The organism is Limnohabitans sp., assembly GCF_046052765.1.
Taxonomy (GTDB): domain Bacteria; phylum Pseudomonadota; class Gammaproteobacteria; order Burkholderiales; family Burkholderiaceae_C; genus Limnohabitans.
On the sequence record NZ_JAVLFQ010000033.1, the window covers coordinates 1 to 23893 of the forward strand.

Genomic DNA, 23893 nt, shown 5'->3' on the forward strand with positions numbered 1-23893 from the left:
GGTCCAAGGTGTCGCGCAAAGCTTTGGCATCTGCACCGGGCAGCAACGCTGCCAGCAATTTCACGCCTTTGACATCGACCGCTTTCGCCAGCAAATCATCGCCTTGCGATGAAGCCAATTTGCCTTTCAACGCGCCCATGTCTTTTTCCAGACTGCGCATTTGCTCCAGCAATTGCGCCAGCCGCTGATTGAGTTCAGCCGGTGTGGCTTTGAGCGCAGCGCAAGCCTGATTGACCGTATCTTCCATCTGCTGCACATAGGCCAACGCGTGTTCGCCAGTGACGGCCTCAATGCGGCGCACGCCTGCGGCCACGCCGCTTTGCGCCACCACTTTGAACAAGCCTATGTCGCCAGTGCTGTGCACATGCGTGCCGCCGCACAACTCGCGGCTGCTGCCTATGTCGAGCACGCGCACCGTGTCGCCATATTTTTCGCCGAACAACATCATGGCGCCGGTTTTTTGCGCGGCCTCAATGTCCATGACCCGCGCTTGCGTGTCGGCGTTGGCCAATATCTCGGCGTTCACCTTGTGTTCAATCTCGCGGATTTGCTCGTCGGTGATCGGCCCGGTGTGCGCGAAGTCGAAGCGGGTGCGCTCGTTGTTCACCAAACTGCCTTTTTGCTGCACATGTGCGCCCAGCACTTCGCGCAAAGCTTTGTGCATCAAATGCGTGGCCGAGTGGTTGCGCACCGTGGCGGCGCGCAGCGCTGTGTCCACCCGCGCTTCCACGCTGTCGCCAACTTTCAAACTGCCCTTGGCCAATTGACCGTGGTGACCGAACACATCGGCTTTGATTTTCAGCGTGTCTTCCACTTCAAACACCGCGCTGCCGCCGCTGATATGCCCTTGGTCGCCGACCTGGCCGCCGCTCTCGGCGTAAAACGGTGTGTGGTCCAACACCACCACACCGGCTTGTCCGGCTTGCATTTCTTTCACCGACACACCATCGACATACAAGGCCGTGACTTTGGCTTCGGCGCTTAAGTGTTCGTAGCCGACAAATTCGTTGCTGACACCGCTGTATTCCAGCGCCCTGTCCATTTTGAATTTACCTGCTGCGCGCGCTTGGGATTTTTGTTTTTCCATGGCGGCTTGGAAACCGGCTTCGTCTACAGTCCAGCCACGCTCTCGGCAGACATCGTTGGTCAAGTCCAGCGGAAAGCCGTAGGTGTCGTGCAATTTGAAAGCCACCTCACCTGAAAGCACACGCGCACCTTGCGGCAAACTGGCGTCCAGAATTTCCATGCCGGTTGCGAGCGTCTCATAAAACCGCTCTTCCTCGGTTTTCAATACGGCTGTGATTTTGTCGGCCTGCGCCGCCAAATTCGGATACGCCTCGCCCATGAGCGCGACCAAGTCGGGCACGAGTTTGTGGAAAAACGGTTTCTTTTGCCCGAGCTTGTAGCCATGGCGAATGGCGCGGCGAATGATGCGTCGCTGCACATAACCGCGGCCTTCGCTGCCGGGGATCACGCCGTCGCTCACCAAAAACGCGGTCGCGCGTATGTGGTCTGCGATCACGCGCAATGAGTTGTTGTGCAAATCAGCGCAACCGGTTTCACGCGAAGCGGCTTTGATCAGCGCATCAAAAATATCGATCTCGTAGTTGCTGTGCACGTGTTGCAAGATGGCGGCCAAACGCTCCAAGCCCATGCCGGTGTCGACGCAAGGCGCGGGCAATTTGTGCAGGCTGCCGTCGGGCTGCATATCGAACTGCATGAACACATGGTTCCAGATTTCAATGAAACGGTCGCCGTCTTCGTCCGGGCTGCCGGGCGGGCCGCCGGGAATATGCGCACCGTGGTCGTAAAAAATTTCAGAGCAAGGACCGCAAGGGCCAGTGTCGGCCATCATCCAAAAATTGTCTGAGGCGTATTTTTTGCCCTTGTTGTCACCGATACGCACGATGCGGTCGGCAGGCAAACCGATGTCTTTGTGCCAGATGTCGTAGGCCTCGTCATCGTCGATATACACCGTCACCATCAGGCGCTCAGGCGGCAGTTTGTACACCTGTGTCAACAATTCCCAGCCCCATTTCAAACTGTCGCGTTTGAAGTAATCGCCGAAACTCCAGTTACCCAGCATCTCGAAAAATGTGTGGTGCCTAGCGGTATAGCCGACATTTTCCAAATCATTGTGTTTGCCGCCCGCGCGTAAACAAGCTTGCACCGAGGCCGCGCGTACATACGAGCGCTTGTCCTCGCCCAGAAACACAGCTTTGAACTGCACCATGCCCGAGTTGGTGAACATCAGGGTCGGGTCGTTACCCGGCACCAATGGGCTGGAGGCGACGACGGTATGCCCTTTATCAGCAAAAAAATCCAAAAAGGTTTTGCGTATGTCGGCCACCGACAGTTTAGGCAGAGAAGAGGTGCTTGCATTCATAGTGATGGAGTCGTCAATAAAGCGGTAATTCAGGGCAGTCAGCGCAGCGCAAACCACAGGCGCCATAGCTTTGGCGAATGAAACCGAATTATAGGTTTTCAACTTTTGTCTGTCGGGCACAAGACCGTCATTGGCCTTGCCTTTGAGTGAGGCGGCCTCTCAGGGGCATAATTTCCGCTCAGCCACCTTCGCCCCCGAAACCCCAGAAAGTCACCCCATGGACATGAAAACCTCTCCGCTTGCCTTGCTCAAAGACCCCTCCTTGCTCAAAACCGATGCACTGATCAACGGCGAATGGGTCGCAGGCAGTAGCCGTTTTGATGTCAACGACCCTAGCACCGGCCTGAAGCTGGCGGATGTGGCGAACTTGGGACCTACAGACGCAGAAAAAGCGATTGCTGCGGCTGATGCAGCATGGCCAGCATGGCGTCACAAAACCGCCAAGGAGCGCAGTCAAATTTTGCGCAAATGGTTTGACTTGCTGATGGCCAACACCGACGATTTGGCACGCATACTTACCGCCGAACAAGGCAAGCCTTACGCCGAAGCCAAGGGTGAAATCGCTTATGGCGCGAGTTTTGTCGAGTGGTACGCCGAAGAAGCCAAACGCGTTAATGGCGAAACACTGCCTCAATTTGACAATAACCGCCGTTTGCTGGTGCTCAACCAACCCATCGGCGTTTGCGCGGCCATCACGCCCTGGAATTTTCCGCTGGCCATGATTACCCGCAAAGTCGCACCTGCGCTGGCCGCTGGTTGTCCAGTGGTTATCAAACCAGCCGAGCTGACCCCTTTGACAGCGCTGGCTGCGGCTGAACTGGCGGTTCGCGCCGGTATTCCCGCTGGTGTGTTGAACATGTTATGTGCCGACAGCAGCAACAGCATTGCCATCGGTAAGGTGTTTTGCGCCAGCGACGCAATACGCCACATCAGCTTCACTGGCTCCACCGAAGTCGGTCGTATTTTGATGGCGCAGTCTGCACCTAGCATTAAAAAATTGGCGCTGGAACTCGGCGGTAATGCCCCGTTCATCGTGTTCAATGACGCCGATATCGACTCAGCAGTTGATGGCGCCATGCTCAGCAAATACCGCAACGCTGGCCAAACCTGTGTTTGCTCGAACCGCTTTTATGTGCAGTCTGGGGTGTATGAAGAATTTGTAGAGAAATTCACTGCCAAGGTCAAAACCTTGAAAGTCGGTAACGGGTTTGAAGATGGGGTGTCACAAGGACCACTGATTGAAGACGCGGCTTTGCAAAAAGTCAAATCACACGTGGCTGACGCATTGGCCAAAGGCGCGCGCGTATTGACGGGAGGAAACGCCTTGCATGGTCAGTTTTTCGAACCTACGCTGGTCGCAGACGCTAGCGCCGACATGCTGTGCGCCACCGAAGAAACCTTCGGTCCGTTCGCGCCAGTGTTCAAATTTGAAACCGAGCAAGAAGCCATAGCCGCCGCCAACAACACCGAGTTCGGCCTGGCCAGTTACTTTTACACGCGTGACATCGGTCGTATTTACCGGGTCAGTGAAGCGCTGGAATACGGCATGGTCGGTGTCAATGTGGGTATTTTGGCGACTGAACATGTGCCTTTTGGCGGCATGAAGCAGTCAGGCTTGGGTCGGGAGGGGTCACGCCACGGCATGAATGAATATTTAGAGATGAAATATATTTGTATTGGTGATATATTAAAAACCTAATCAAAAATGCTTCTTTTTTATGACGCAAACTTCAAACCAACACATTTATTTGAGATTTTTAGGACACATCCATGCCATTGAGGAAAAAGGTGAATTGCCATCACTGGAGCTGGATGCCAAGCGCTTGCTTGAATTGATTGCAGTCAGACATTTTGAGGGCAGAACCTTAACGGTGTCAGACGCGATGTCCATGAGCAGCATTGCCTCACCCGCCACCATCCACCGCAAACTGGATGTGTTACGGGAATCCGGCATGATTTACTCAGCTTATGAAGCGGGTAACAGACGCACCAAGTTTTTGCGACCGACCGATCAGGCTTACGACTACTTCAACACCTTGGGAAGCTTTATCGGACAAGCCAGCGTGATGACGAATTAATTGATCAACTGCATACACAAAAACACCTGATCAAGGTGTTTTTTGCCTACTAGACCGCACTTCCCAATCACATCAAGGGGACGCCGGTTTTACTTTGGATGAAGTCCCTGGTCACGCCATCAGCGAGTTCGACCAACTTCAATCCTTGCGGTGTGACATCCATCACGCCCAAGTCGGTGATGATGCGATCAACCACGCCAACGCCTGTTAACGGCAAGGTACAGGCGGGCAGTATTTTCAAATCCTCACCGCCGTCTTTTCGACGGGCCACATGTTCCATCAATATGATGACTCTCTTGACGCCAGCCACCAAATCCATGGCTCCGCCCATGCCTTTAACCATCTTGCCAGGGATCATCCAATTGGCCAGGTCGCCTGAAGCACTGACTTGCATAGCACCCAGTATGGATAAATTGATTTTTCCGCCACGGATCATGGCAAAGCTGTCGTGACTGCCGAATATGGAAGTTCCAGCCAATGTTGTCACAGTTTGTTTGCCAGCATTGATCAAATCGGCATCCACGTGCTCTTCTGTCGGAAAAGGTCCAATGCCCAACATGCCGTTTTCTGATTGAAGCCAGACTTCCATGTGGGAGGGAACGTGGTTGGCCACCAAGGTAGGAATGCCTATGCCGAGATTCACATAAAAACCGTCTTGCAATTCATGGGCGGCACGTGCCGCCATCTGGTCTTGGGTCCAAGGCATGGTCAGACTCCTGCTTTCTCGGTGATGGTGCGTTTTTCAATGCGTTTTTCGGGATGCGGGTTGTGCACGATGCGATGCACATAAATGCCAGGCAAATGAATATCATCTGGTTGCAACTCACCGATTTCTACGACATGCTCTACTTCGACCACACACAATTTTCCAGCCATAGCGACGGCTGGATTGAAGTTCCGCGCAGTCAATCGGAATTGCAAATTACCAGCCTTGTCGGCGGTATGCGCTTTGACCAAAGACACATCGGGTAACAAGGCGCGTTCCATGACGTAAGTTTCTCCATCAAATTCACGCAATTCTTTTCCGTCTGCCACCATGGTACCCACACCGGTTTTGGTGAAAAAAGCGGGAATACCGGCACCACCAGCACGCAATTTTTCAGCCAATGTGCCTTGCGGTGTGAAATCCAATTCGAGTTCGCCAGCCAAGTATTGGCGTTCAAACTCCTTGTTCTCACCGACATAAGAAGAAATCATTTTTTTGATTTGACGCGTAGCGAGCAATTTGCCTAAACCGAAATCATCGACGCCAGCGTTGTTCGAAATCACCGTCAAGTTTTTGACGCCGCTGTCGCGTAAAGCATCGATCAAAGCCTCAGGAATTCCGCACAAACCAAAACCGCCAACGGCCAGCATTTGGTTGTCTTTCACCATATCTTTGAGTGCCGCAGCAGCACTTGGGTACACTTTGTTCAATCGCATTTCTCCCAGTCAAGTTTTGCATTCTACGTTGCATGATTTTTCGAATGAACGAAATCGATTTGCACCATTCGCCCACCTAGGAATCATCATGAAACATTACCCGCCAGTTGATATCAACAACCTACCGCAAGACATACGCGAGAAGATATTGGAAGTTCAGGAAAAAGCCGGTTTTGTACCTCAAGTTTTCCTGTCATTGGCCAGACGTCCTGCTGAATGGAGAGCATTTTTTGCCTATCACGATGCGCTGATGCTGCGAGAAGACTCAGGCCTGAGCAAAGGTGATCGCGAAATGATTGTCACCACCACCAGTTCCGCCAATCACTGTCTGTATTGCGTGGTTGCTCACGGTGCGATTTTGCGAATTTATGAAAAAAAACCGCTGGTTGCTGACCAAGTCGCCATCAATTACCGCAAAGCTGATATTTCAGAACGACAGCGTGCCATGCTGGACTTCGCGATGAAAGTTTGCCTGCACAGCCATGAAATCAATGAAACAGATTTTTCAATGTTGCATGCGCATGGTTTCAACGATGAAGATATCTGGGATATTGCTTCCATCACTGCGTTTTTTGGCATGTCCAACCGCATTGCCAATTTTTCAGGCATGCTTCCGAATCCAGAGTTTTATCTCATGGGACGTGTACCCAAAGTGAAATAAGCGTCAATGAGTTGACAAGGACTGTTGCAGTTGACCCAAAGTCATTTCCAACAATGCATCCTCAAACTCTTTGGCATTTTCCAAACTCATCTTTTCCAGTGATGCACTTCGTAAACATCCCATGAGGGATCTATTCAACACGTAACATCTCATTCCAGACATTTTAGAAAAATAGGGGTGCTTGATGTAGTTCAGGCATGAATGCAATCTTTCGATCATGAGATTTAAAGTGGCGATGCACTCTTCCGGCGTCTCAACCATCCAGCACAGTCGGTGAACACAGCGAAGATCTTCATCACCAAAAGCAAAACCTTTGCAACAAATTGCTATGTAGTGTTTGAAAAAATCTTCTGGATCTCTGTATTGCTTATCGGTTTTGGTTTCGATACGGTACATGTAACTGCTCAATTCTTTCAATACCTGTTCTCTGGAGAATTGAACCAATGCCCTGAAGATTTCATCCTTGCTGGAGAAATATTGATAAAGCGTACCCACTGAAAAGCCCGCTTTGAGCGCAATCTTGTTGGTGGTCAGATGGGCCATGCCTTCTCGCTCGACCAGTTGGGCTGTAGCCTGAAAAATAGCTTCAATGGTGAGTTGAGCTCTTTTTTGAACGGGTTGCTTACGCATGGCTAAGGGTGATTGCATCAGTAGACTGTTGATAAACAATCTTATACCTAAATTAATTATTTAGGATGGTATTTAAAAATATTTAGCTACTATATTGTTATTAAATTTATCTCCATCATTTTTTCGTGGCTTGATTTTTATTCAATAAGTCGACGAAGCCAATCCGGCAGCGGCACTGACTTTTGCGCTGGAAAGTCAACCCAGACGGTTGTGGCTCCACCTGCCGCGTGAACCACGCCAGGCATGTCTACGCGTTCCATGGTCGCCCATGATTCAAAACTTGTTTTGCCAGGGTCGCTCGCATACATCTTGACGAGCACATCACCCGGATACTCCAATTGTTTGTAAAAACTACAAAAAGCATTGATGATGACTGGCCCTTGACCCGTGGGCAAGGGTGAGCACCCCAACTGAGTTAACCAATCGATGCGTACAGTTTCTAGGTAGCGAAAATAACTGGCGTTGTTCAAATGCCCCATGGCATCCATGTCACCCCAACGAATGGGAATGACTTTTTCGTAGACCCATTTTTTCTTTTCAGGAATCTCTATCCTCATATGCCAAAGCCATCATCTGCGGCGATCACAGCGCCGTTGATGAAATCACTTTGTGGGCTGGCCAACATGACAAGCAAAGCGTCAAGATCCTTGGGATGGCCTACACGTTTACGCGGCAGCATATTGACCAGTTTTTGGCCTTGTTCGGTTTGCCAATGGTGATGGTTAATTTCAGTATCGATATACCCGGGGCAAATGGCGTTCACATTGATGCCGTGTTTGCCCCACTCCAAAGCCATGGCCTTGGTCATTTGCACCACGGCAGATTTACTCATGCAATACACCCCGATTTGCGGCAATACGCGCATGGCGGCCATAGAAGCAATATTGATGATGCGACCACCAGCAAAGCTGCCTTGCTCTAGGCCTTTTGCACGCGCTAGCATGCGTGCACCTACAGCTTGCGCTACAAAAAATGCACCTCTGACATTGGTGTCAAAAATGAAATCAAAATCCTGCTCGGTCACATCAACCAAGCGCTGGGTGTTACTGACACCAGAATTATTGACAAGAATATCAATCTGACCGACTTCCTTTTCCGCAAATGAAACTGCTGCGTCTATGCTCTTGCGGCTGGTCACATCCAGGCTAACCACATGCGCGTCTCCACCTTCAGCTTCGATATCTGCCCGCAAAGACTTGAGCATCTCAACCCGTCTGCTGGCCAACACAACCGCAGCTCCTGCAGATGCCAAGGTACGGGCAAATTGCGCACCCAAACCACTGGAGGCGCCAGTGATCAAAGCAACACGACCAGATAAATCAAGGCTGTAGGACATGAGAATCTCCAAATTAAAAGCAGGGAACTGAATGGGCTCTGTAAGGCCCGAAGAATTTCTTAACCTCAGGTTTGCATTATCACTAACCCGATGGATCTACAACGCATAGAATCTGTCGCTCTGTTGACATACCCTGACCAGCACCATGACACCTACCTCCCTCATTGAGCAATTCGGCCCGCGCGAGACCATGGACTATGACGTGGTCGTGGTGGGTGGCGGCCCTGGCGGACTTGCAGCGGCCATTCATATCAAGCAACTTGCGGCGGCTCAATCCAAAGAGGTATCGGTAGTGGTGCTAGAGAAAGGTTCAGAGCCTGGCGCACACATTCTCTCCGGTGCAGTGATGGATCCGCAGGCCATGAATGAACTGTTCCCTGACTGGAAAGAAATGGGAGCGCCACTGAACCAATCGGTCAGCGCAGATGAATTGTGGGTCTTGTCTGAAAAAGGCCATACCCGTACGCCCGCTTGGTTGATGCCGCGCAACTTTCACAACGATGGTTGCTACGTTGTGTCTCTCAGCAACGTGGTCAAGTGGATGGCGCAACAAGCGGAACATCTGGGTGTCGAAATTTTTCCTGGGTTTGCAGCAGCCGAAGTTCTTTACAACCAAGCCGGTGCAGTCACTGGTGTCGCAACCGGACATGTGGGTCTGGGAAAAGACGGCTTACCTACAGACAATTTTCAGCTCGGCATGGAGTTGAAAGCCAAATACACTTTGTTTGCCGAAGGCGCACGCGGCCATTTAGGCAAACAACTGATACAAAACTTCGGTCTGAACAAGGGCAAAGACACGCAAACCTTTGCCATTGGCATCAAGGAACTCTGGGAAGTTGACCCTGCTTTGGCCAAACCCGGCTTGGTGGTACATACCTCTGGTTGGCCTATTGAAGACAACAGTTTTGGCGGTGGTTTTCTCTATCACTTGGAAGACAACAAAGTAACTCTGGGCTTTGTGCTGGGTCTTGATTACCGCAACCCTTACATGAGCCCATTTGATGAAATGCAACGCTGGAAAACGCATCCATCGATTGCCAAACATCTAAAAGGTGGCAAGCGTTTGGGCTACGGCGCACGCGCCATCAACAACGGCACACCGCAAGCCCTGCCCGATTTGGTGTTTGACGGTGGCGCATTACTGGGCTGCGACGCAGGCTTTTTAAATGCAGCGCGTATCAAAGGCAGCCATGCCGCCATCAAATCCGGCATGCTGGCCGCGAGTGCAGCGTTTGATGCCTTGCAAGCCGGGCGCTCGTTCGACAAATTAACTGCCTACCCCGAGGCATTTGAAAAAAGCTGGCTTCACACCGAACTGCACCAGACCCGCAATTTCAAAAACTGGTTCAAAAAAGGCAAGCTCGTTGGCACGCTGATGACGGGTATCGAGCAATGGTTCTTACCTAAAATCGGTATCGACACCCCACCGTGGACTACGCATAACTTCAAAGCAGATCACCAGTCTTTAGCGCAAGCGGCGCAAAGCAAGCGTATTGCCTATCCCAAACCCGATGGCGTATTGTCTTTTGACAAACTCTCCAGCGTATTCATCAGTAATACCAATCACGAAGAAAACCAACCCGCCCACTTAACGCTTAAAGATGAGAGCGTTCCTGTTGCCTTCAACTTGAGCCAATACGATGGACCGGAAGGTCGTTATTGTCCGGCAGGCGTGTATGAATATGTGAAATCAGACGATGGCGCGGACCGCTTGCAAATCAACGCACAAAACTGTGTGCACTGCAAAACCTGTGACATCAAAGATCCCACACAAAATATTGTGTGGGTGACGCCAGAAGGCGGTGGCGGCCCTAACTATGCAGGCATGTAACCATGAACAAATACCACGCAGAACACACTTGGGTTCGGGTTGAAGGCGATAGGGTGTTTGTCGGCATTACCGTTCACGCGCAAGACACCTTGGGCGACATCGTGTTTGTCGATCTGGCAGAGATTGGCAAGTCATTCGCGCAGGCCGGTGTAGCCGGCGTGGTTGAATCTGTTAAAGCCGCAGCCGATGTGCACATGCCTGTTTCGGCCACGGTATTGGCTGTCAATGAAGATTTGCGTGCCGACCCCTCTTTGGCTAACTCCGACCCTGAGGGTGCAGGCTGGTTTTACCAAGTCAGTCTCAGCAACCCTGCAGAATTGGACGGCTTGATGGATGCGGCCGCTTATCAGGCATTGATAAGCTAGGCGATTCCAGTCTGTCGCCATGAAAAGGTGGCTTGTGTAAACAGGCTTTTTTATCTTTGATCAACAGACACCTCGCACCTGATTACGCAGACGTTTCGCGCAAAGCCTGCCCCAAGCGCTCAATTCCTTCAGCAATTTTGCTTTCATCCGCAGTCGCAAAACTCAAACGGATGGTGCTTGTATCAGGGTTGTTGGCAAAAAATGGGGCTCCAGGTACGAAAGCCACACCCTTTTCAATCGCACGTTGAGCCAACATATTGCCGTCCGTTGTAAGTCGTGTGTGGCCGGTGAGTTTGGCCCAGACAAACAAGCCACCCATCGGTTTGTGAAATGACAATCCCTCGCCCAAATGCTGTTGCAAGGCCTCGCACATGGCGTGGGCGCGCCCTGCGTAAACCTGGCGAACATTCTGCAAAGTGGTCGGCATGCGCCCGGCTTGCAAATACTGCGCAGCCGTGGCTTGCGCGAATGTGGAAGTGTGTGCGTCACTGAATTGCTTGCACATGGTGGCTCGCGCCAGCAAGTCTGGCGGTGCCACCATCCAACCAATGCGCAAGCCAGGTGATAAAACTTTACTCAGCGATCCGCAATACACCAGCCAATCGCGGCTGCCCGGCACTTGCGCACTGAGCGCCAGCAAAGATGGTGGTGGTGCATCGGCGAAATACAAATCGCCATACGGGTCGTCTTCAACCACCACGGTTTGGTATTTCACTGCCAACTCAAGCACGCGCAAGCGCCGCGGCAAAGAAGTCATGGCGCCGCTGGGGTTACCAAAGGTCGGCACGAGGTAGACAAGCTTAGGGCGGTGCTGTTGAATCATTTGCTCTAAGGCGTCCACATCCACGCCATCCTCATCGACGGGTACTCCCATGACAGTGGGGCCGTACAAACGGAAACACTGAATAGTGGCTAAAAATGTGGGCGACTCCACCAACACCGTGTCTTGCGGATCGAGCAATGTTTTACCCACCAAATCCAACGCCTGCTGACTGCCAGTGGTGACAATCAATTCATCGGCTTGCAAACCGGTCACACCTTTGGATTGCATGAAGGTCGCGAGTTGTTCGCGCAAAGGGTTATAGCCCTCAGTGGCACCGTATTGCAAAGCGGCGCCCGGTTCATCGCGCAAAGCGCGTTCGCTGGCTTCGCGAATGCCTTGCACATCAAACATGGCGCTGTCGGGAAAGCCACCGGCAAAACTGATGATGCCGGGCTTGCCTAGCAACTTAAAGAGTTCACGTATGGCCGAGGTTTCGACCTTGTCAAGACGTTGGGCAAATTGCATGTGAAGATAATCGGGTCTTGCCCCGAATAAAGTGAATGATGAAAAAAGAGCACATCGAACGGTTTTTTGCCACGCTGAAAGCGGCCAATCCACAGCCGAATACTGAATTGGAATATACCAGCGTGTTCGAATTGCTCGCGGCAGTTTTGCTAAGCGCTCAAGCCACAGATGTGAGCGTGAACAAAGCCACGCGACGCTTGTTTGCCGTGGCCAACACACCGCAAGCTATTTTGGACTTAGGCCTGCCCAAGCTGGAGTCTTACATTCAAACCATAGGTTTGTTTCGCAGCAAAGCCAAGCACTTGATGCAAACCTGTGACATCTTATTGAAACAACACGGCGGCGAAGTGCCGCGCACCCGCGAAGCCCTAGAAGCCTTGCCCGGTGTCGGTCGCAAGACCGCCAACGTGGTGTTGAATGTGGCTTTTGGCGAAGCCACCATGGCAGTGGACACGCATATTTTCAGGGTCGGTAACCGCACGGGGTTGGCGCCGGGCGAAACGCCTTATGAAGTTGAAATGGGGTTACTCAAACGCATTCCAACAGCGTATCTGGTGGATGCACACCATTGGTTGATATTGCTAGGACGTTATGTGTGCCAGGCACGCAAACCGCAGTGCTGGCAATGCCAAGTGTCCGCATGGTGCGATTTCAAGCCAAAAACTTTGCGGGACTGAAACAGTCGCTGTCAGGTGTCAATCATCCAGATGATTACGTGCAAGTTTGATGGCTTGTTTAAGTACCTCGGTATGGCCAATATGGTTGGCCAACACCAATATCAAACGGGCGTTCAATAACTGGCTTTGAGATTCGTTCAAACCTTCGTGAGCCTTCATCAATGCTTCGTAAAAAGCATCGCCGGGTTCGAAGTCGCCTCGCGCGGAGGATTGACTGTCGTGAAAATTGGGCTGTGTATTTAAATCTGACATCACTGGTATCCAATGCGTTGCTGGTCACAGCTTAGCAAATTTTGAGACTTACTAAGACATCAGACTATGCTTGATTGCATCTACCCTCAAGGCGGCGCTTAGTCCGGCACTACCACCCATCGGTCAGCCAATCGATGAAAGCGCAAGCGCTGCTCAAACGTCTGTTGCAAGCACTGATGCAATTGCGGATCGTCCGTCGTCGATTGCAAGACCACACGCCCGTCTTGCATGACGATCACTTGGTCTGCACGCAGAGCCAAATTCAAATCATGCAACACACTCACTACCGTATTGCCTTGACGGGTAGTTTCTCGGACCGCATGAAACCATTTCGATTGATGTTGAATATCGACATTGGCGATGGGTTCATCCATCAGCATCAATGGAGCTTGCACAGCCAACATTCGGGCGAGCAACACCCGTTGTCTTTCACCGCCAGACAAGGTGGACAGGCTTCGTTCACGCCATTGCGAGATATGTTGCGTGAGCAAACATTCCTCAACAATGTCACGATCTGATGGTGAGGCAGAGCCCCACCATGATTGGTATGGCAAACGTCCCAACATCACCACATCTTGCACTGTCAAATCATCAACCGCAGTGTCGTGTTGAGATAACCAAGCCAGCTGTTTGGCACGCTCGCTCAGGGGGTATGTACACAAAGACTGCCCGTTGAGCCAGACTTCACCTTCAAATGGAAATAAACCGGCAAGCACTTTGAGCAGCATTGTTTTACCAGCGCCATTCGGTCCGACCACACACGTCCATGTGCCCTGTTCAACGGAGACGTCGATTTGCTTGAGTACATGATGATTACCATACCAAGCATTCACATGTTGTGTCCGCAAAACCTTCATTCAGCCCCCTTCATGAAGAAGTTGGTACGAGCGCAAACGCCACATCAAATAGCCGCCACCTAGTACAGCAGTCAAGATTCCTACCGGCAATTCCTGAGGGGCAAGCAAGGTTCTTGCAAAAATATCTGCCGCACACAGAAGCACGCCGCCAGTCAATGCAGACAGCAACGAGGAAGTTGCAAAACGCACGCGCAATTGAGAGCGCACCAATTGCGGCGCTACCAGTCCGACAAACGCAATCAAACCGGTTTGCGCCACTGCAGTCGCTGTGCACAAGGCCATGACTGCCAACAACAACAGACGCAAGGGAGCGACAGGGAGACCCAAACTGTGCGCCGTATCCTCACCCAACACCAAAGCATCCAGCACAGGACTCAGACGCCATGCAAGCAACCAACACAGCAACAACATGACGCCCATGAGCACACAAGCTGAACCGTTGACCATGCTGGTGCTGCCCAACAAAAAGGATTGCATCGCAGGCAGCAATTGGGGTTGCGTAGCACTCAATAAAGAAGTCAACGCGCCCAGCACCACACCCACCACGACACCAGCCAATAGCAAGCGCAAAGTGTGTCTGGCGCCACGCGCAAGCAACAGCGTGAATAACACTGCGATCCAAGCGCCTAAGAATGCTGCTCCAGTCAAACCCAATCGCCATACCCATGGACCTACCCATTGCACGTCCAACGTCAGTTGAAATCCTGCCCAAGACCCCAGCGTCAATACCAGCGCTACACCTAATGCAGCGCCAGATGCACTGCCCAATAAATAAGGGTCAGCCAACGGATTTCTAAACAACGATTGCGCCAAAGCGCCAGACAAACCCAGCAATGCACCCGCCAGCCAAGCGCCAAGTGTTCTCGGAAGTCGAATCTGTTGCACGATCAAGTCTGTCCAACCCAAACCCGTTTCAAACCCTGCGCTTCCTGCCGTCAATCCAAGCATCCACAAAACCAGTGTTGCCAGCAGCAATATGACAGTCAATCGAAAAGTTTTTGTCTGTGAATAGTTCATGGCTTAGTCATTGTTTCTATGCAAGAGACCAAAATTTCTGCGGCCTCACCCATACGCGGACCTGGACGTACCAAAATATGTCCCTGTGAGGGGCTAAATGCACAAACGTGTGCATTTTTGACAGCTTGTATTGCAGACCAACCAGGCCTTTTATCCAAGGCTTGTGCCATCGGTTCAGCCAGAAATATCCATTGCGGATTGGAGCGCACCACAAACTCAGGGTTGACTTGCGGAAAAGCACCCTTGTTAGCAGTGACAATATTTCGCAAACCAAGTTGCAGCATGATGCCGCCGATGAAAGAGGACTCAGAAGCTGCGTAACCGCCGGTGCTGGCTTCAAAATAAAAACCCGTTCCCTGCACAGAGGTAGGAATTTTTTTGGCAGCTAGCGCAATGGCCTGCATATTTTTACGCCATAAACGATCAGCAGTTTCTTCTGCATGAGGCATTTGCAATAAAAGCGCTATGGTTCGCATACTGCGCTGCACATCTGCCATTGACAGCGGCTCCAAAGCTACGACCTTGATACCTAGTGACTCCAGTCTTTGAATCACACGCGTTGATTTACCCGCCAGCACCACATCAGGTTTAAGTCTGACAATAGCTTCAATGGACGTATCGTAGAGTCCGCCAAGCTTGGGCAAGGCTTTGACGGATACAGGCCAGTCGGCGTGGTTATCAGTTCCCACCAGCAACTGACAAGCCCCCAATTCGCAGACAGTTTCAGCCAATGAAGGCAATAACGTAACGATGCGCTGCGGTGGTTGACTGAGGTCTACCTTGACTTGGCGGTCATCAACTACCGTGACTGCAACTGCGCTTTGCACCGCCATGAGCAACAACAGCATCAGCTTAGGCATAGCGCTTGGCCCAATCTGTGATGATGCGGTGCAATTGATTCACACCGTCTGTCAAAGCCGCAGGGCCGGGTTGCAGTATGTCAGCAGATTTGATTTCAAACAGTTGTTCGTTTTTAACTGCAGGCACATCTTGCCAACCATCACGCGCAGCCACAAGTGATGAGCGAAATTTTTTGCCGCACCATGAACCGATGATGATGTCGGGTTGTCTTCTGACAATCTCCATGGGGTCGGCAATGATGCGGTTTTTACCAAGCGACTCTTTAGCAAGCTCGGGAAAACAATCGTCCCCGCCAGCGATATGAATGAGTTCAGACACCCAGCGGATGGCGCTGATAGGCGGTTCATCCCACTCTTCAAAATACACACGCGGGCGGCGCGGCATTGCTTTGGCAGTTTCTTGAATAGCTTGCAAATGCGCTTGCATCTGTTGAATAAGTTGCATGCCCTGTTCTGCTTCACCCACCATGGCGGCCACTTGGTAGAGCATGGAAAAAATCTCATCCACACTTCGCTGGTTAAACACTGTCACCTGTACGCCGTGTCGAATCAATTGAGCCGCAATGTCAGCTTGCAAATCAGAAAACCCGAACACACAGTCTGGTTGCAGCGCCAATATCTTGTCAATCTTTGCGCTGGTGAATGCAGATACCTTAGGCTTTTCTGTGCGTGCGATTTTGGGGCGCACCGTGTAACCCGATATGCCCGCAATGCGATGCGACTGGCCGAGCAGATACAACCACTCGGTGGTTTCCTCGGTCAGGCAAATGATGCGTTGGGGTAGCATGGAATTTAATTACTTTAAAAAATATTTGAAATTCACAAAAAAATTACGCCTCATGTCGGGATAGATGGCCGTGTATCTTGTAGTTTGGGATTCGTACGCATCGGTAGCATATGAATAGTAACTTTTATCGAAAACATTTTTCACTGCCAATTGCATTTCCCACTGTGGAGATACATATTTATAAAGGAGGTCAGTAACCGTGAACGAGGGAATTGCATTCAAATTTGAAAAATCACTTCCAATTTGCTGCTTACCTGTGTAGTTGATGTTTAAACCCAGACTTTGATTGGGAACAAATCGCCAATTGGCTCTTAAACTGTAAAGATTTTGTGGCGCAAGCGGGATATTTTTACCCGCATAGTTACCAGAAACAAAGTTGGATTTTCGGTAGGAGGCAAATCCGCCAATATCAATTTCTTTAGATATTTCCTGCTTGAATCTCGATTCAATGCCTTGCCTTTTGGTCGGATCTAAATTGACATTAGATCCATATTTGGCCGAGGCCGAAGCATCGTAGGCAATTTCATTTTGTAAATTACTTTGAAATAATCTAACGTCCGCCTGTGCTGCTCCTTGAAGCAAATGCCATCCGATTTCTTTATCCGTCGAAGTTTGAGGCAGCAGAGTTACGAAGTCGTAAGAATCGTTGTAGGCATTTGAAAACTCATCAATATTTGGTAATCGGTAATTTTTAGACCATTTCACCCAAAAAGATTGATTTGAATAAATTTGCTTTGTAGCTGCAATTTCAGATGCATGCATGCTCTTTCGCGTTTGATAATATTCATCTGGATTGGATTTGTAACCTATGGATTGTTTATCCATTGATTCGGTTCGATGTCCTGCACTTAACCTGGTCTCGAGACTTGTGATGTCAACATCATTTTTAAAAAAAACAGATTTACTGTCTGCACTGTTGTTATAAATACCAAAGTCAGAAGTATCTCTTGATTGGGTCCAATGGTTTTTTTCCAATCCGATCAAATAATTGAACTTACCCCATTGGGTTGGTAATTTGTTACTTATGGTAGTTGCGTATGTGTAATTTTGAGTATCAAATGTAGCAGTGCTTGCTGCACCGCTATTGCTTTCTAAAAAATAATAGTCTCTATCTCTGCGCTTGATATCGGTTCGCCATGTATGTCCAGCTAAATCTGTTTCAGCAAAGAAGCCGTAGTGTTTTGAATTGGAATCTATCAATGTATGCAGCGATTGATTGGTCGCATCTGCTTGATTTCGGTTTGCCTGATACTCGCTGACTGTTAGCGAGCCAGGCGTTTGTGCAAATTCATTGCTGTTTGAAATGTTTACACCAACTCTTGATTTGTCTCCAACCAATTGCAGTCCCAGGCTAGCGTTATCGGAATGACTTGCTGAGTTGCTTCTAAAACCATTTGCTTGAGACTTGGCACCTGAGGCAAATAAATTCACGCCATTTTTTCCATAGTTGACATTTGTCTTTATTTCCCTGTTGCCATAACTGCCAAAACCAGCCTCTAGTTTTCCTGTGTTTTGTGCTGTTGTAGACAGTCCTGAAGCGCGCGTCACTATGTTGATCACTCCGCCCACAGCACCCTCACCATACAACACAGTTGAACCACCTCTTTGAATTTCAACTCTTTCAACCTCATCCAGTGAAATGTTGCCAATTCGGATTTCACTTGCATCTCCATGCTTGAAAACCACCCCATCGATCACATAAACCATATTAGATGCAGCAGCTTCCCCAAAACCACCCAAATCCATGGTGAATTCATTTCCTCCATACAAGCTTGAACGCCCAATAATGCCGCCTAGGCGCATGATTGCTTCATTGACGTTTCTTGCACCGGAATTCTTAATTTCTTCTGCTGTAAGTACCGTTGTGAAAGATGAGATTTTCAAAGGATCATCTGGGTATTTCGTCGCAGTCACTACAAAAGGTGCCAATGTTGGAGTTTCTGGTTCTGCAGCGGATGCAAATGTAAAGACACAAATTGGAATGCTCAAACAGCAACCCCAAAGAAGAGTTTTTTTCATGAAAATGACCAGCCAAGTGCCCTCACCGCCTTCCCCGACAGTGCATGGACGTTACGGAGGCACGACTCGCGCGACTCCACTTTGTTGGCCGGTATCCGGGCTGGCGAAAACAACCTTGTCCGCCTTCCCAGTTGCTTGTTCAAGGCATCCAGTGGCTATGTAGGATAGGGCGGAAACACGTTACCGTGTTTCGTTCGCTTGACCGTTGCGGGGGCAGCGCAGGCTGGTCATCAACTCATGCCATGTACCTAAAAGATGTACTTGGTAGAGTGAAAACTTCTGCTTCCCGTTGAACTGCGGTATGTGAACCACACCGCGAGCACCAACGGGTTGATTCTAGCCACAAGTCTTGGTTTAGACCCCTAAAATACTTTCCATGTCTGAAAACACTACATTGGATGCCGTACTTGAGCGCGTGGAACGTTTGCTTGTCCGATATGAGGAACTCAAGCGCACCAACGATTTACTGGTCACTCAAGTAGATACGTTGACACACGAACGCGACTCTTTGAAGTCAAGACTCCAGGCTGCACGCAGTCGCATAGACGGTTTGCTTGACCGGTTACCGCTTGACGTCAAGGACGGTGCATGAACCAGGTTGAAGTACAAATCATGGGGCAGAGTTACATACTGGGTTGCCCTGTCGGCGCAGAAGAACGCTTTCACGCCGCTGTCAAAAAAGTTGACTCGGCCATGAGCAGCATTCGCGATGCAGGGAAAATCAAGGCACGCGACCGCATCGCCGTGTTGGCGGCGCTCAACCTGGCTTTTGAGCTCTCCGATTTTTCGTCCGCCCCATCGGAGCCTGTCACCTCCAACCACAACCTCAACAACCTCTTATACCGCCTTGACTCGGCTTTAGGACAGGATGGTCATTTGTTATGACACTTGCTCCTACAATGTAACTGTCTGCAAGTCTGCCGGGTTTATATTTCTTGAACCAATGCTCTATGGAGCCCCGGGCTTGGAACATCGTTTGGTGAGCGTGATCATCTCGCGTAGATGAACCCAACACCTTACTGCCCTCGCCCACCTGAACCTTTTGTTCAGGATGACAATCCGGTAGAACCTTGCAGACACCTTCTTAGACACTGATCACCCTTTAATCCCCACCTATTCATGAGTTTGCGTATCGCTATCGTCGGAGCCGGTGCCATTGGCGGCTACCTCGGTGTCAAACTGGCATTGGCTGGCCATGATGTCACCCTGATTGCACGTGGAGCCAATTTGCAAGCCATCTCACAACACGGTATGAAATTGCAAACAGAGGACGGCAATGTATTGCACGCTGCCAATATCAAAGCGAGTGATATATCCAGTGCGGCTACCTATGACTATGTGTTGGTCACACTCAAGTCACACCAAGTGGCCGCCGTCGCTGCCGACATCGCTGCGCTGTGTCATGACAACAGTTGCATAGTCACCATGCAAAACGGATTGCCTTGGTGGTATTTCCATCAATGGCCGGGCGAGTACAACGGCAAACAACTTTCAACCCTCGATCCGCAAGGTCAGTTGTGGCAATTACTCAAGCCCGAGCGCATCATCGGCGCTGCTGTCTACCCTGCAGCTGAATTGATTGCACCCGGCGTGGTTCGTCTGATTGAGGGCAACCGCTTCACTTTGGGTGAACCCAGCGGCGAAAAAACCGAACGCGTGACCCAACTGGCACAAGCCATGATTGGTGCAGGTTTTAAAACACCAGTATCCAACGACATACGCAGCGAGCTGTGGGTCAAGCTATGGGGTAACTTGAGTTTCAATCCGGTGTCTGCGCTCACGCATGCAACGCTTGAAGACATTGCCAGCTTTGCACCTTCTCGTGAAGTCGTGGCCATGATGATGCAAGAGGCGCAGGTTGTAGCCGAACGCACTGGTATCCAATTCAAAATCAGCTTAGACAAACGCATCGCAGGCGCTCAGGCTGTGGGCGCACACAAGACTTCCATGTTGCAAGACATTGAACAAGGCAAAGCGCTTGAACTGGATGCGTTGCTGGGCAGCGTGATCGAACTCGGTGACATCGTCGGCTTACCCACCCCCACCTTGAAAACCGTACACCATTTGTGTTTGTTGCTGCAGCAATCGGTGCTGCGCAGTGGACACGGACTCACTTTGAATTAAACAGGACACACCATGCAAACATTGACCGAATGGTTGGCCGCAGGCCAAGACGCTGACACTTGCCTGAGTGCTACTGGCGCTGCCCGTTTGACTTATGCCGGTTTGCGTAAGCTGGCTTCCTACGTAGAGCAATCATTGAATGCTGTCGGTATTGGACGTAACGATCGTGTGGCGCTGGTACTTCCCAACGGCGCGGACATGGCCTCCTCGTTCATCACAGTAGCAGCCTGTACCACATCTGCACCGCTCAACCCTTCTTACCGGGCTGACGAATTTGAGTTTTATTTGAACGACTTGAACGCCAAGGCATTGATCGTCGAAGCAGGTTCAATTTCTCCCGCCATTGAAGTCGCACGCAAGCTCGGCGTGTCTATTTTGGTATTGCATCCCTCACCTGCCCATGGCGCAGGTTCATTCACCTTGGACACCTCTGCGCGTACGACTTCTGCCCCTACGCATCCCGGTGCGGCGTTGCCTGACGATGTGGCACTGGTGCTTCACACATCCGGCACCACATCGCGCCCGAAGATCGTGCCCTTAACGCAACGCAACGTCTGCGCATCAGCCCAACACATTGCGACCAGCACGCGCTTCACATCCACGGACAGGGGCTTGAACGTCATGCCTTTGTTTCATATCCACGGTTTGATCGCTGGCATCTTGGCACCGTTGTCTCAAGGCGGTGAAGTGCATTGCACCGGCGGCTTCAATGCACTGAAATTTTTTGCGCAAATGGACGAAGTCAAGCCCAGTTGGTACACCGCAGTGCCCACCATGCACCAAGCCATATTGTCTCGCGCTGCAAACAACAAAGAAGTGATCGCACGCGTGCCTTTGCGCTTTATTCGTTCGTCGTCTTCATCGCTGCCGCCGCAAGTGTTGGCAGAGTTGGAAGCCACATTTCACGCGCCTGTGATTGAAGCCTATGGCATGACAGAAGCCGCTCACCAAATGGCTTGCAACCCGCTGCCCCCTGCTCAACGCAAACCCGGCACCGTCGGTATTGCCGCAGGCCCTGAAGTCGCCATCATGGACTTGGACGGCAACTTGCTCAAAGCCGGAGAGACCGGTGAAATCGTGATTCGCGGCCCCAACGTCACACCCGGCTACGAGAACAACGACAAGGCCAACGCTGAAGGCTTCACCCACGGCTGGTTTCGTACCGGCGACCAGGGCGTGATGGACGCGGACGGCTACATCAGCATCACAGGGCGCTTGAAAGAAATCATCAACCGGGGTGGTGAAAAAATCAGCCCGCGCGAAATCGATGAAATATTGATGGACCACCCGGCCGTCGCTCAAGTGGTGTGCTTCGGTATCCCGCACGACAAACTCGGCGAAGAAGTTGGCGCTGCAGTGGTGTTGCGTGAAGGCACAGCAGCCACTGAAAAAGAATTGCGCGATTACGTCGCCACCCGTGTGGCAGATTTCAAAGTACCGCGCAAAATTTTGCTGCTCGATGAAATCCCCAAGGGCGCCACCGGTAAATTGCAACGCATAGGCATGGCACAAAAACTCGGTCTCGCTTAAGTGCCTATGTCCAACTGGCCGTTGTTGTTGCTGGCTCTTGCGGCGCTAGGTTCGTGCGCCGGTTTTTTGGCGGGTTTACTTGGCGTTGGCGGCGCATTGGTGATGATTCCTTTTCTCACCTTTTTGCTTCACCATTTGGATATATCCACCGACATGGCAGTGAAGATGGCGATTGCCACTGGCATGTCAACCATCGTCATCACATCGCTGGCTAGCACCCGTGCTCATCATCAAGCAGGTGCTGTTCGTTGGGATTTATTCAAAGGGATTGCGCCAGGACTTGTGTTGGGAAGTGCCATCTCCAGCCTGTGGTTGTTTGCCGTGATCAAAGGTTCTGTGCTGGCCTTGTTGTTCAGTTTTTTCACCGCATTTTCAGCCACGCAAATGCTGTTGGATAAAAAACCCAAACCTTCGCGCCAAATGCCAGGTGCTGCAGGTCAATCGATAGTGGGCGGCGTCATTGGGTTGATCTCAGGACTGGTGGGCGCAGGCGGTGCGTTCATCAGTGTGCCATTCATGGCGTGGTGCAACATACCATTGCGACAAGCAGTCGGCACCAGTGCCGCTTTAGGTTTTCCCATAGCACTCGCGAACGCCATCGGCTATGTGGTCAGCGGTTGGTCAGTGACCAACACGCCAGCGCACAGTTTCGGTTATGTGTGGTTACCTGGATTTTTCATTATTTGTGTTTGCACTGTGTTCACCGCACCTATGGGTGCAAGGTATGCGCAGCGACTACCTGTTGCCAAACTCAAACGAGGATTTGCATTTTTACTCTATGTGCTGGCCTGCACCATGTTGTATCGCGGGTTGTCAGCGTTTTGATGACGTTTAAGTTGGTCGTATAGCTTAGTCCGAATCGTCTTGTGGGTGCGGTCATTCCTGCTGTTCTGAAGTCACGCTTAGGCAGACCCGTCCGGTGCGATTTTTTTCTCTGCTTTCGATCGAATCAACGCCCCCTTCTGTTCGGCCTTAAAAGAATTAATTTGCTGAAGCGGAATTTCTATCACCGCAGAAATGTCGTCGGAGGAATAATGTCGATTGGACAAACGACATGACGGGCGGGCCGACGCGAACGTTGCCGCAAAGCCGCGGTGAGCGGCGACCGAGCCGGCATGGCGTGAGGAAACTGGGAAATTGGTAACTGACCCCAATTAACGCAATACCAACACCGGAATACCAAGTGCCACCGGCAAATCCATGCTGATATCGCCACGTTTCAAATCGCGCCAAGCGGCAGCGGTGAACACATCCGCAGAAAAAAACATCACGGGTAAAGTCAGCACCCAAGCCGCCCAGCGCAATAAGGACAACATCTCCATAGTGATGTCAGTTGACACATACGGCGGGAGCGCATACATCATCACTTGCATCATGCAAAAACCGGCCACTGCCCAACGCCACAATTGACGGCGTACTTCCCACTTTCCCTCGTTACGCGCCACATGGTCATTGGCAGGAACAGCCTCGTAACCAGCGTTATGCAAGGCATTCAACCATTGAGATGGTTTGACTTGTTCGGCAGACCAAACCACTTCGGCGCGGTGAGTGGCGCCATTGACAGTGGCTTGCTTGACGCCCGGCACTGAACACAAAGCTTTCTCTACATTCAAGGCGCAAGAGCCACAGTGCATGCCTTCAACCACAACCTGAGACTGCCACAGGCCACGTGTTTGATCGGCATTTTTATTTTCCGGAGAAGGCGTGCTAAAGGCGGACCATTGGGCTGGTTCGTCGAGTAAGGCGTAGTTTGAGCTCATGAAACCAAGCTTA

25 protein-coding genes and 1 riboswitch are annotated in these 23893 nt (G+C 51.0%); of the genes, 11 read left to right on the forward strand and 14 right to left on the reverse strand.

Annotated elements, in window-relative coordinates:
- Nucleotides 1-2386, reverse strand: a 2386-nt coding sequence (alaS, locus tag AC9UG7_RS04050; protein WP_509584617.1) for an alanine--tRNA ligase, incomplete at its 3' end; no start/stop codon positions are given.
- A gap of 217 nt (nt 2387-2603) precedes the next feature.
- Between alaS and AC9UG7_RS04055 the strand changes: the two genes are divergently transcribed.
- Nucleotides 2604-4085: an NAD-dependent succinate-semialdehyde dehydrogenase gene (locus tag AC9UG7_RS04055; protein WP_509584507.1), complete on the forward strand. Its 1482-nt coding sequence runs from the start codon at nt 2604-2606 to the stop codon at nt 4083-4085.
- Nucleotides 4086-4104: 19 nt separating this feature from the next.
- Nucleotides 4105-4464, forward strand: coding sequence for a hypothetical protein (locus AC9UG7_RS04060; protein ID WP_509584510.1), 360 nt, complete (start codon nt 4105-4107; stop codon nt 4462-4464).
- Nucleotides 4465-4531: 67 nt separating this feature from the next.
- Here AC9UG7_RS04060 and AC9UG7_RS04065 read toward each other — a convergent pair whose 3' ends face one another.
- Both AC9UG7_RS04065 and AC9UG7_RS04070 read right to left on the reverse strand, forming a co-directional pair.
- A complete protein-coding gene (locus AC9UG7_RS04065; RefSeq protein ID WP_509584513.1) occupies nt 4532-5170 on the reverse strand; it encodes a 3-oxoacid CoA-transferase subunit B in 639 nt (212 codons plus the stop codon).
- Between the two features lie 2 nt (nt 5171-5172).
- Nucleotides 5173-5880 carry a CoA transferase subunit A gene (locus AC9UG7_RS04070; RefSeq protein ID WP_509584516.1) on the reverse strand — a complete coding sequence of 236 codons (708 nt, stop codon included), beginning with the start codon at nt 5878-5880 and terminating at the stop codon, nt 5173-5175.
- Nucleotides 5881-5974: 94 nt separating this feature from the next.
- Here AC9UG7_RS04070 and AC9UG7_RS04075 point away from each other — a divergent pair, with 94 nt between their 5' ends.
- Nucleotides 5975-6547, forward strand: coding sequence for a peroxidase-related enzyme (locus tag AC9UG7_RS04075; RefSeq protein WP_509584519.1), 573 nt, complete (start codon nt 5975-5977; stop codon nt 6545-6547).
- Nucleotides 6548-6550: 3 nt separating this feature from the next.
- On the opposite strand, the gene AC9UG7_RS04080 is transcribed toward AC9UG7_RS04075, so the two are convergent.
- The 3 genes from AC9UG7_RS04080 to AC9UG7_RS04090 all read right to left on the reverse strand — a co-directional run bounded on the left by AC9UG7_RS04080 (nt 6551) and on the right by AC9UG7_RS04090 (nt 8513).
- Complete coding sequence (locus AC9UG7_RS04080) at nt 6551-7195, reverse strand: TetR/AcrR family transcriptional regulator (RefSeq protein WP_509584522.1); 645 nt, start codon at nt 7193-7195, stop codon at nt 6551-6553.
- 119 nt (nt 7196-7314) lie between these two features.
- Nucleotides 7315-7734, reverse strand: a complete 420-nt coding sequence (locus tag AC9UG7_RS04085; protein ID WP_509584525.1) for an acyl-CoA thioesterase — start codon at nt 7732-7734, stop codon at nt 7315-7317.
- Nucleotides 7731-8513 (reverse strand): SDR family oxidoreductase, encoded by a 783-nt coding sequence (locus AC9UG7_RS04090; RefSeq protein ID WP_509584528.1) that lies wholly within the window; start codon nt 8511-8513, stop codon nt 7731-7733. The genes AC9UG7_RS04085 and AC9UG7_RS04090 overlap by 4 nt, the downstream gene beginning before the upstream one ends.
- Before the next feature lie 145 nt (nt 8514-8658).
- On the opposite strand from AC9UG7_RS04090, the gene AC9UG7_RS04095 reads away from it, so the two are divergent.
- Nucleotides 8659-10344, forward strand: coding sequence for an electron transfer flavoprotein-ubiquinone oxidoreductase (locus AC9UG7_RS04095; RefSeq protein ID WP_509584531.1), 1686 nt, complete (start codon nt 8659-8661; stop codon nt 10342-10344).
- Nucleotides 10345-10346: 2 nt separating this feature from the next.
- The gene (gene gcvH / locus AC9UG7_RS04100; RefSeq protein WP_509584534.1) at nt 10347-10709 is read left to right on the forward strand and encodes a glycine cleavage system protein GcvH; all 363 of its coding nucleotides are present in this window, start codon (nt 10347-10349) and stop codon (nt 10707-10709) included.
- Nucleotides 10710-10791: 82 nt separating this feature from the next.
- Here the strand turns inward: gcvH and AC9UG7_RS04105 are convergent, their stop codons facing one another.
- Entirely contained in the window at nt 10792-11997 is a 1206-nt protein-coding gene (locus AC9UG7_RS04105; protein WP_509584537.1) for an aminotransferase-like domain-containing protein, read from the reverse strand.
- Nucleotides 11998-12035: 38 nt separating this feature from the next.
- On the opposite strand from AC9UG7_RS04105, the gene nth reads away from it, so the two are divergent.
- Complete coding sequence (nth, locus tag AC9UG7_RS04110; RefSeq protein ID WP_509584540.1) at nt 12036-12674, forward strand: endonuclease III; 639 nt, start codon at nt 12036-12038, stop codon at nt 12672-12674.
- An 18-nt stretch (nt 12675-12692) separates the two neighbouring features.
- Here nth and AC9UG7_RS04115 read toward each other — a convergent pair whose 3' ends face one another.
- The 6 genes from AC9UG7_RS04115 to AC9UG7_RS04140 all read right to left on the reverse strand — a co-directional run bounded on the left by AC9UG7_RS04115 (nt 12693) and on the right by AC9UG7_RS04140 (nt 18466).
- A complete protein-coding gene (locus tag AC9UG7_RS04115; protein WP_509584543.1) occupies nt 12693-12926 on the reverse strand; it encodes a DUF2783 domain-containing protein in 234 nt (77 codons plus the stop codon).
- Between the two features lie 98 nt (nt 12927-13024).
- Nucleotides 13025-13759 carry an ABC transporter ATP-binding protein gene (locus tag AC9UG7_RS04120; protein ID WP_509584545.1) on the reverse strand — a complete coding sequence of 245 codons (735 nt, stop codon included), beginning with the start codon at nt 13757-13759 and terminating at the stop codon, nt 13025-13027.
- Nucleotides 13760-13783: 24 nt separating this feature from the next.
- Nucleotides 13784-14800 carry a FecCD family ABC transporter permease gene (locus tag AC9UG7_RS04125; protein WP_509584548.1) on the reverse strand — a complete coding sequence of 339 codons (1017 nt, stop codon included), beginning with the start codon at nt 14798-14800 and terminating at the stop codon, nt 13784-13786.
- Nucleotides 14797-15660, reverse strand: coding sequence for an ABC transporter substrate-binding protein (locus AC9UG7_RS04130; RefSeq protein ID WP_509584551.1), 864 nt, complete (start codon nt 15658-15660; stop codon nt 14797-14799). The genes AC9UG7_RS04125 and AC9UG7_RS04130 overlap by 4 nt, the downstream gene beginning before the upstream one ends.
- Complete coding sequence (locus tag AC9UG7_RS04135) at nt 15653-16447, reverse strand: ABC transporter substrate-binding protein (RefSeq protein WP_509584554.1); 795 nt, start codon at nt 16445-16447, stop codon at nt 15653-15655. The genes AC9UG7_RS04130 and AC9UG7_RS04135 overlap by 8 nt, the downstream gene beginning before the upstream one ends.
- 9 nt (nt 16448-16456) lie before the next feature.
- Nucleotides 16457-18466 carry a TonB-dependent receptor gene (locus AC9UG7_RS04140; protein ID WP_509584557.1) on the reverse strand — a complete coding sequence of 670 codons (2010 nt, stop codon included), beginning with the start codon at nt 18464-18466 and terminating at the stop codon, nt 16457-16459.
- A gap of 69 nt (nt 18467-18535) precedes the next feature.
- Nucleotides 18536-18808, reverse strand: a riboswitch (cobalamin riboswitch).
- 34 nt (nt 18809-18842) lie between these two features.
- Between AC9UG7_RS04140 and AC9UG7_RS04145 the strand changes: the two genes are divergently transcribed.
- The 5 genes from AC9UG7_RS04145 to AC9UG7_RS04165 all read left to right on the forward strand — a co-directional run bounded on the left by AC9UG7_RS04145 (nt 18843) and on the right by AC9UG7_RS04165 (nt 22945).
- Nucleotides 18843-19058 (forward strand): DUF904 domain-containing protein, encoded by a 216-nt coding sequence (locus AC9UG7_RS04145; protein WP_509584559.1) that lies wholly within the window; start codon nt 18843-18845, stop codon nt 19056-19058.
- The gene (locus AC9UG7_RS04150) at nt 19055-19351 is read left to right on the forward strand and encodes a cell division protein ZapA (protein ID WP_509584561.1); all 297 of its coding nucleotides are present in this window, start codon (nt 19055-19057) and stop codon (nt 19349-19351) included. Before AC9UG7_RS04145 ends, AC9UG7_RS04150 begins: the two co-directional genes overlap by 4 nt.
- Before the next feature lie 234 nt (nt 19352-19585).
- The gene (locus AC9UG7_RS04155; protein WP_509584563.1) at nt 19586-20590 is read left to right on the forward strand and encodes a 2-dehydropantoate 2-reductase; all 1005 of its coding nucleotides are present in this window, start codon (nt 19586-19588) and stop codon (nt 20588-20590) included.
- A 12-nt stretch (nt 20591-20602) separates the two neighbouring features.
- Complete coding sequence (locus tag AC9UG7_RS04160) at nt 20603-22120, forward strand: acyl--CoA ligase (RefSeq protein WP_509584565.1); 1518 nt, start codon at nt 20603-20605, stop codon at nt 22118-22120.
- Between the two features lie 6 nt (nt 22121-22126).
- On the forward strand, nt 22127-22945 hold the full coding sequence (locus tag AC9UG7_RS04165) for a sulfite exporter TauE/SafE family protein (RefSeq protein ID WP_509584568.1): 819 nt from the start codon (nt 22127-22129) through the stop codon (nt 22943-22945).
- Between the two features lie 329 nt (nt 22946-23274).
- On the opposite strand, the gene AC9UG7_RS04170 is transcribed toward AC9UG7_RS04165, so the two are convergent.
- Nucleotides 23275-23880, reverse strand: coding sequence for a cation transporter (locus AC9UG7_RS04170; protein ID WP_509584570.1), 606 nt, complete (start codon nt 23878-23880; stop codon nt 23275-23277).
- Nucleotides 23881-23893: the final 13 nt, after the last annotated feature.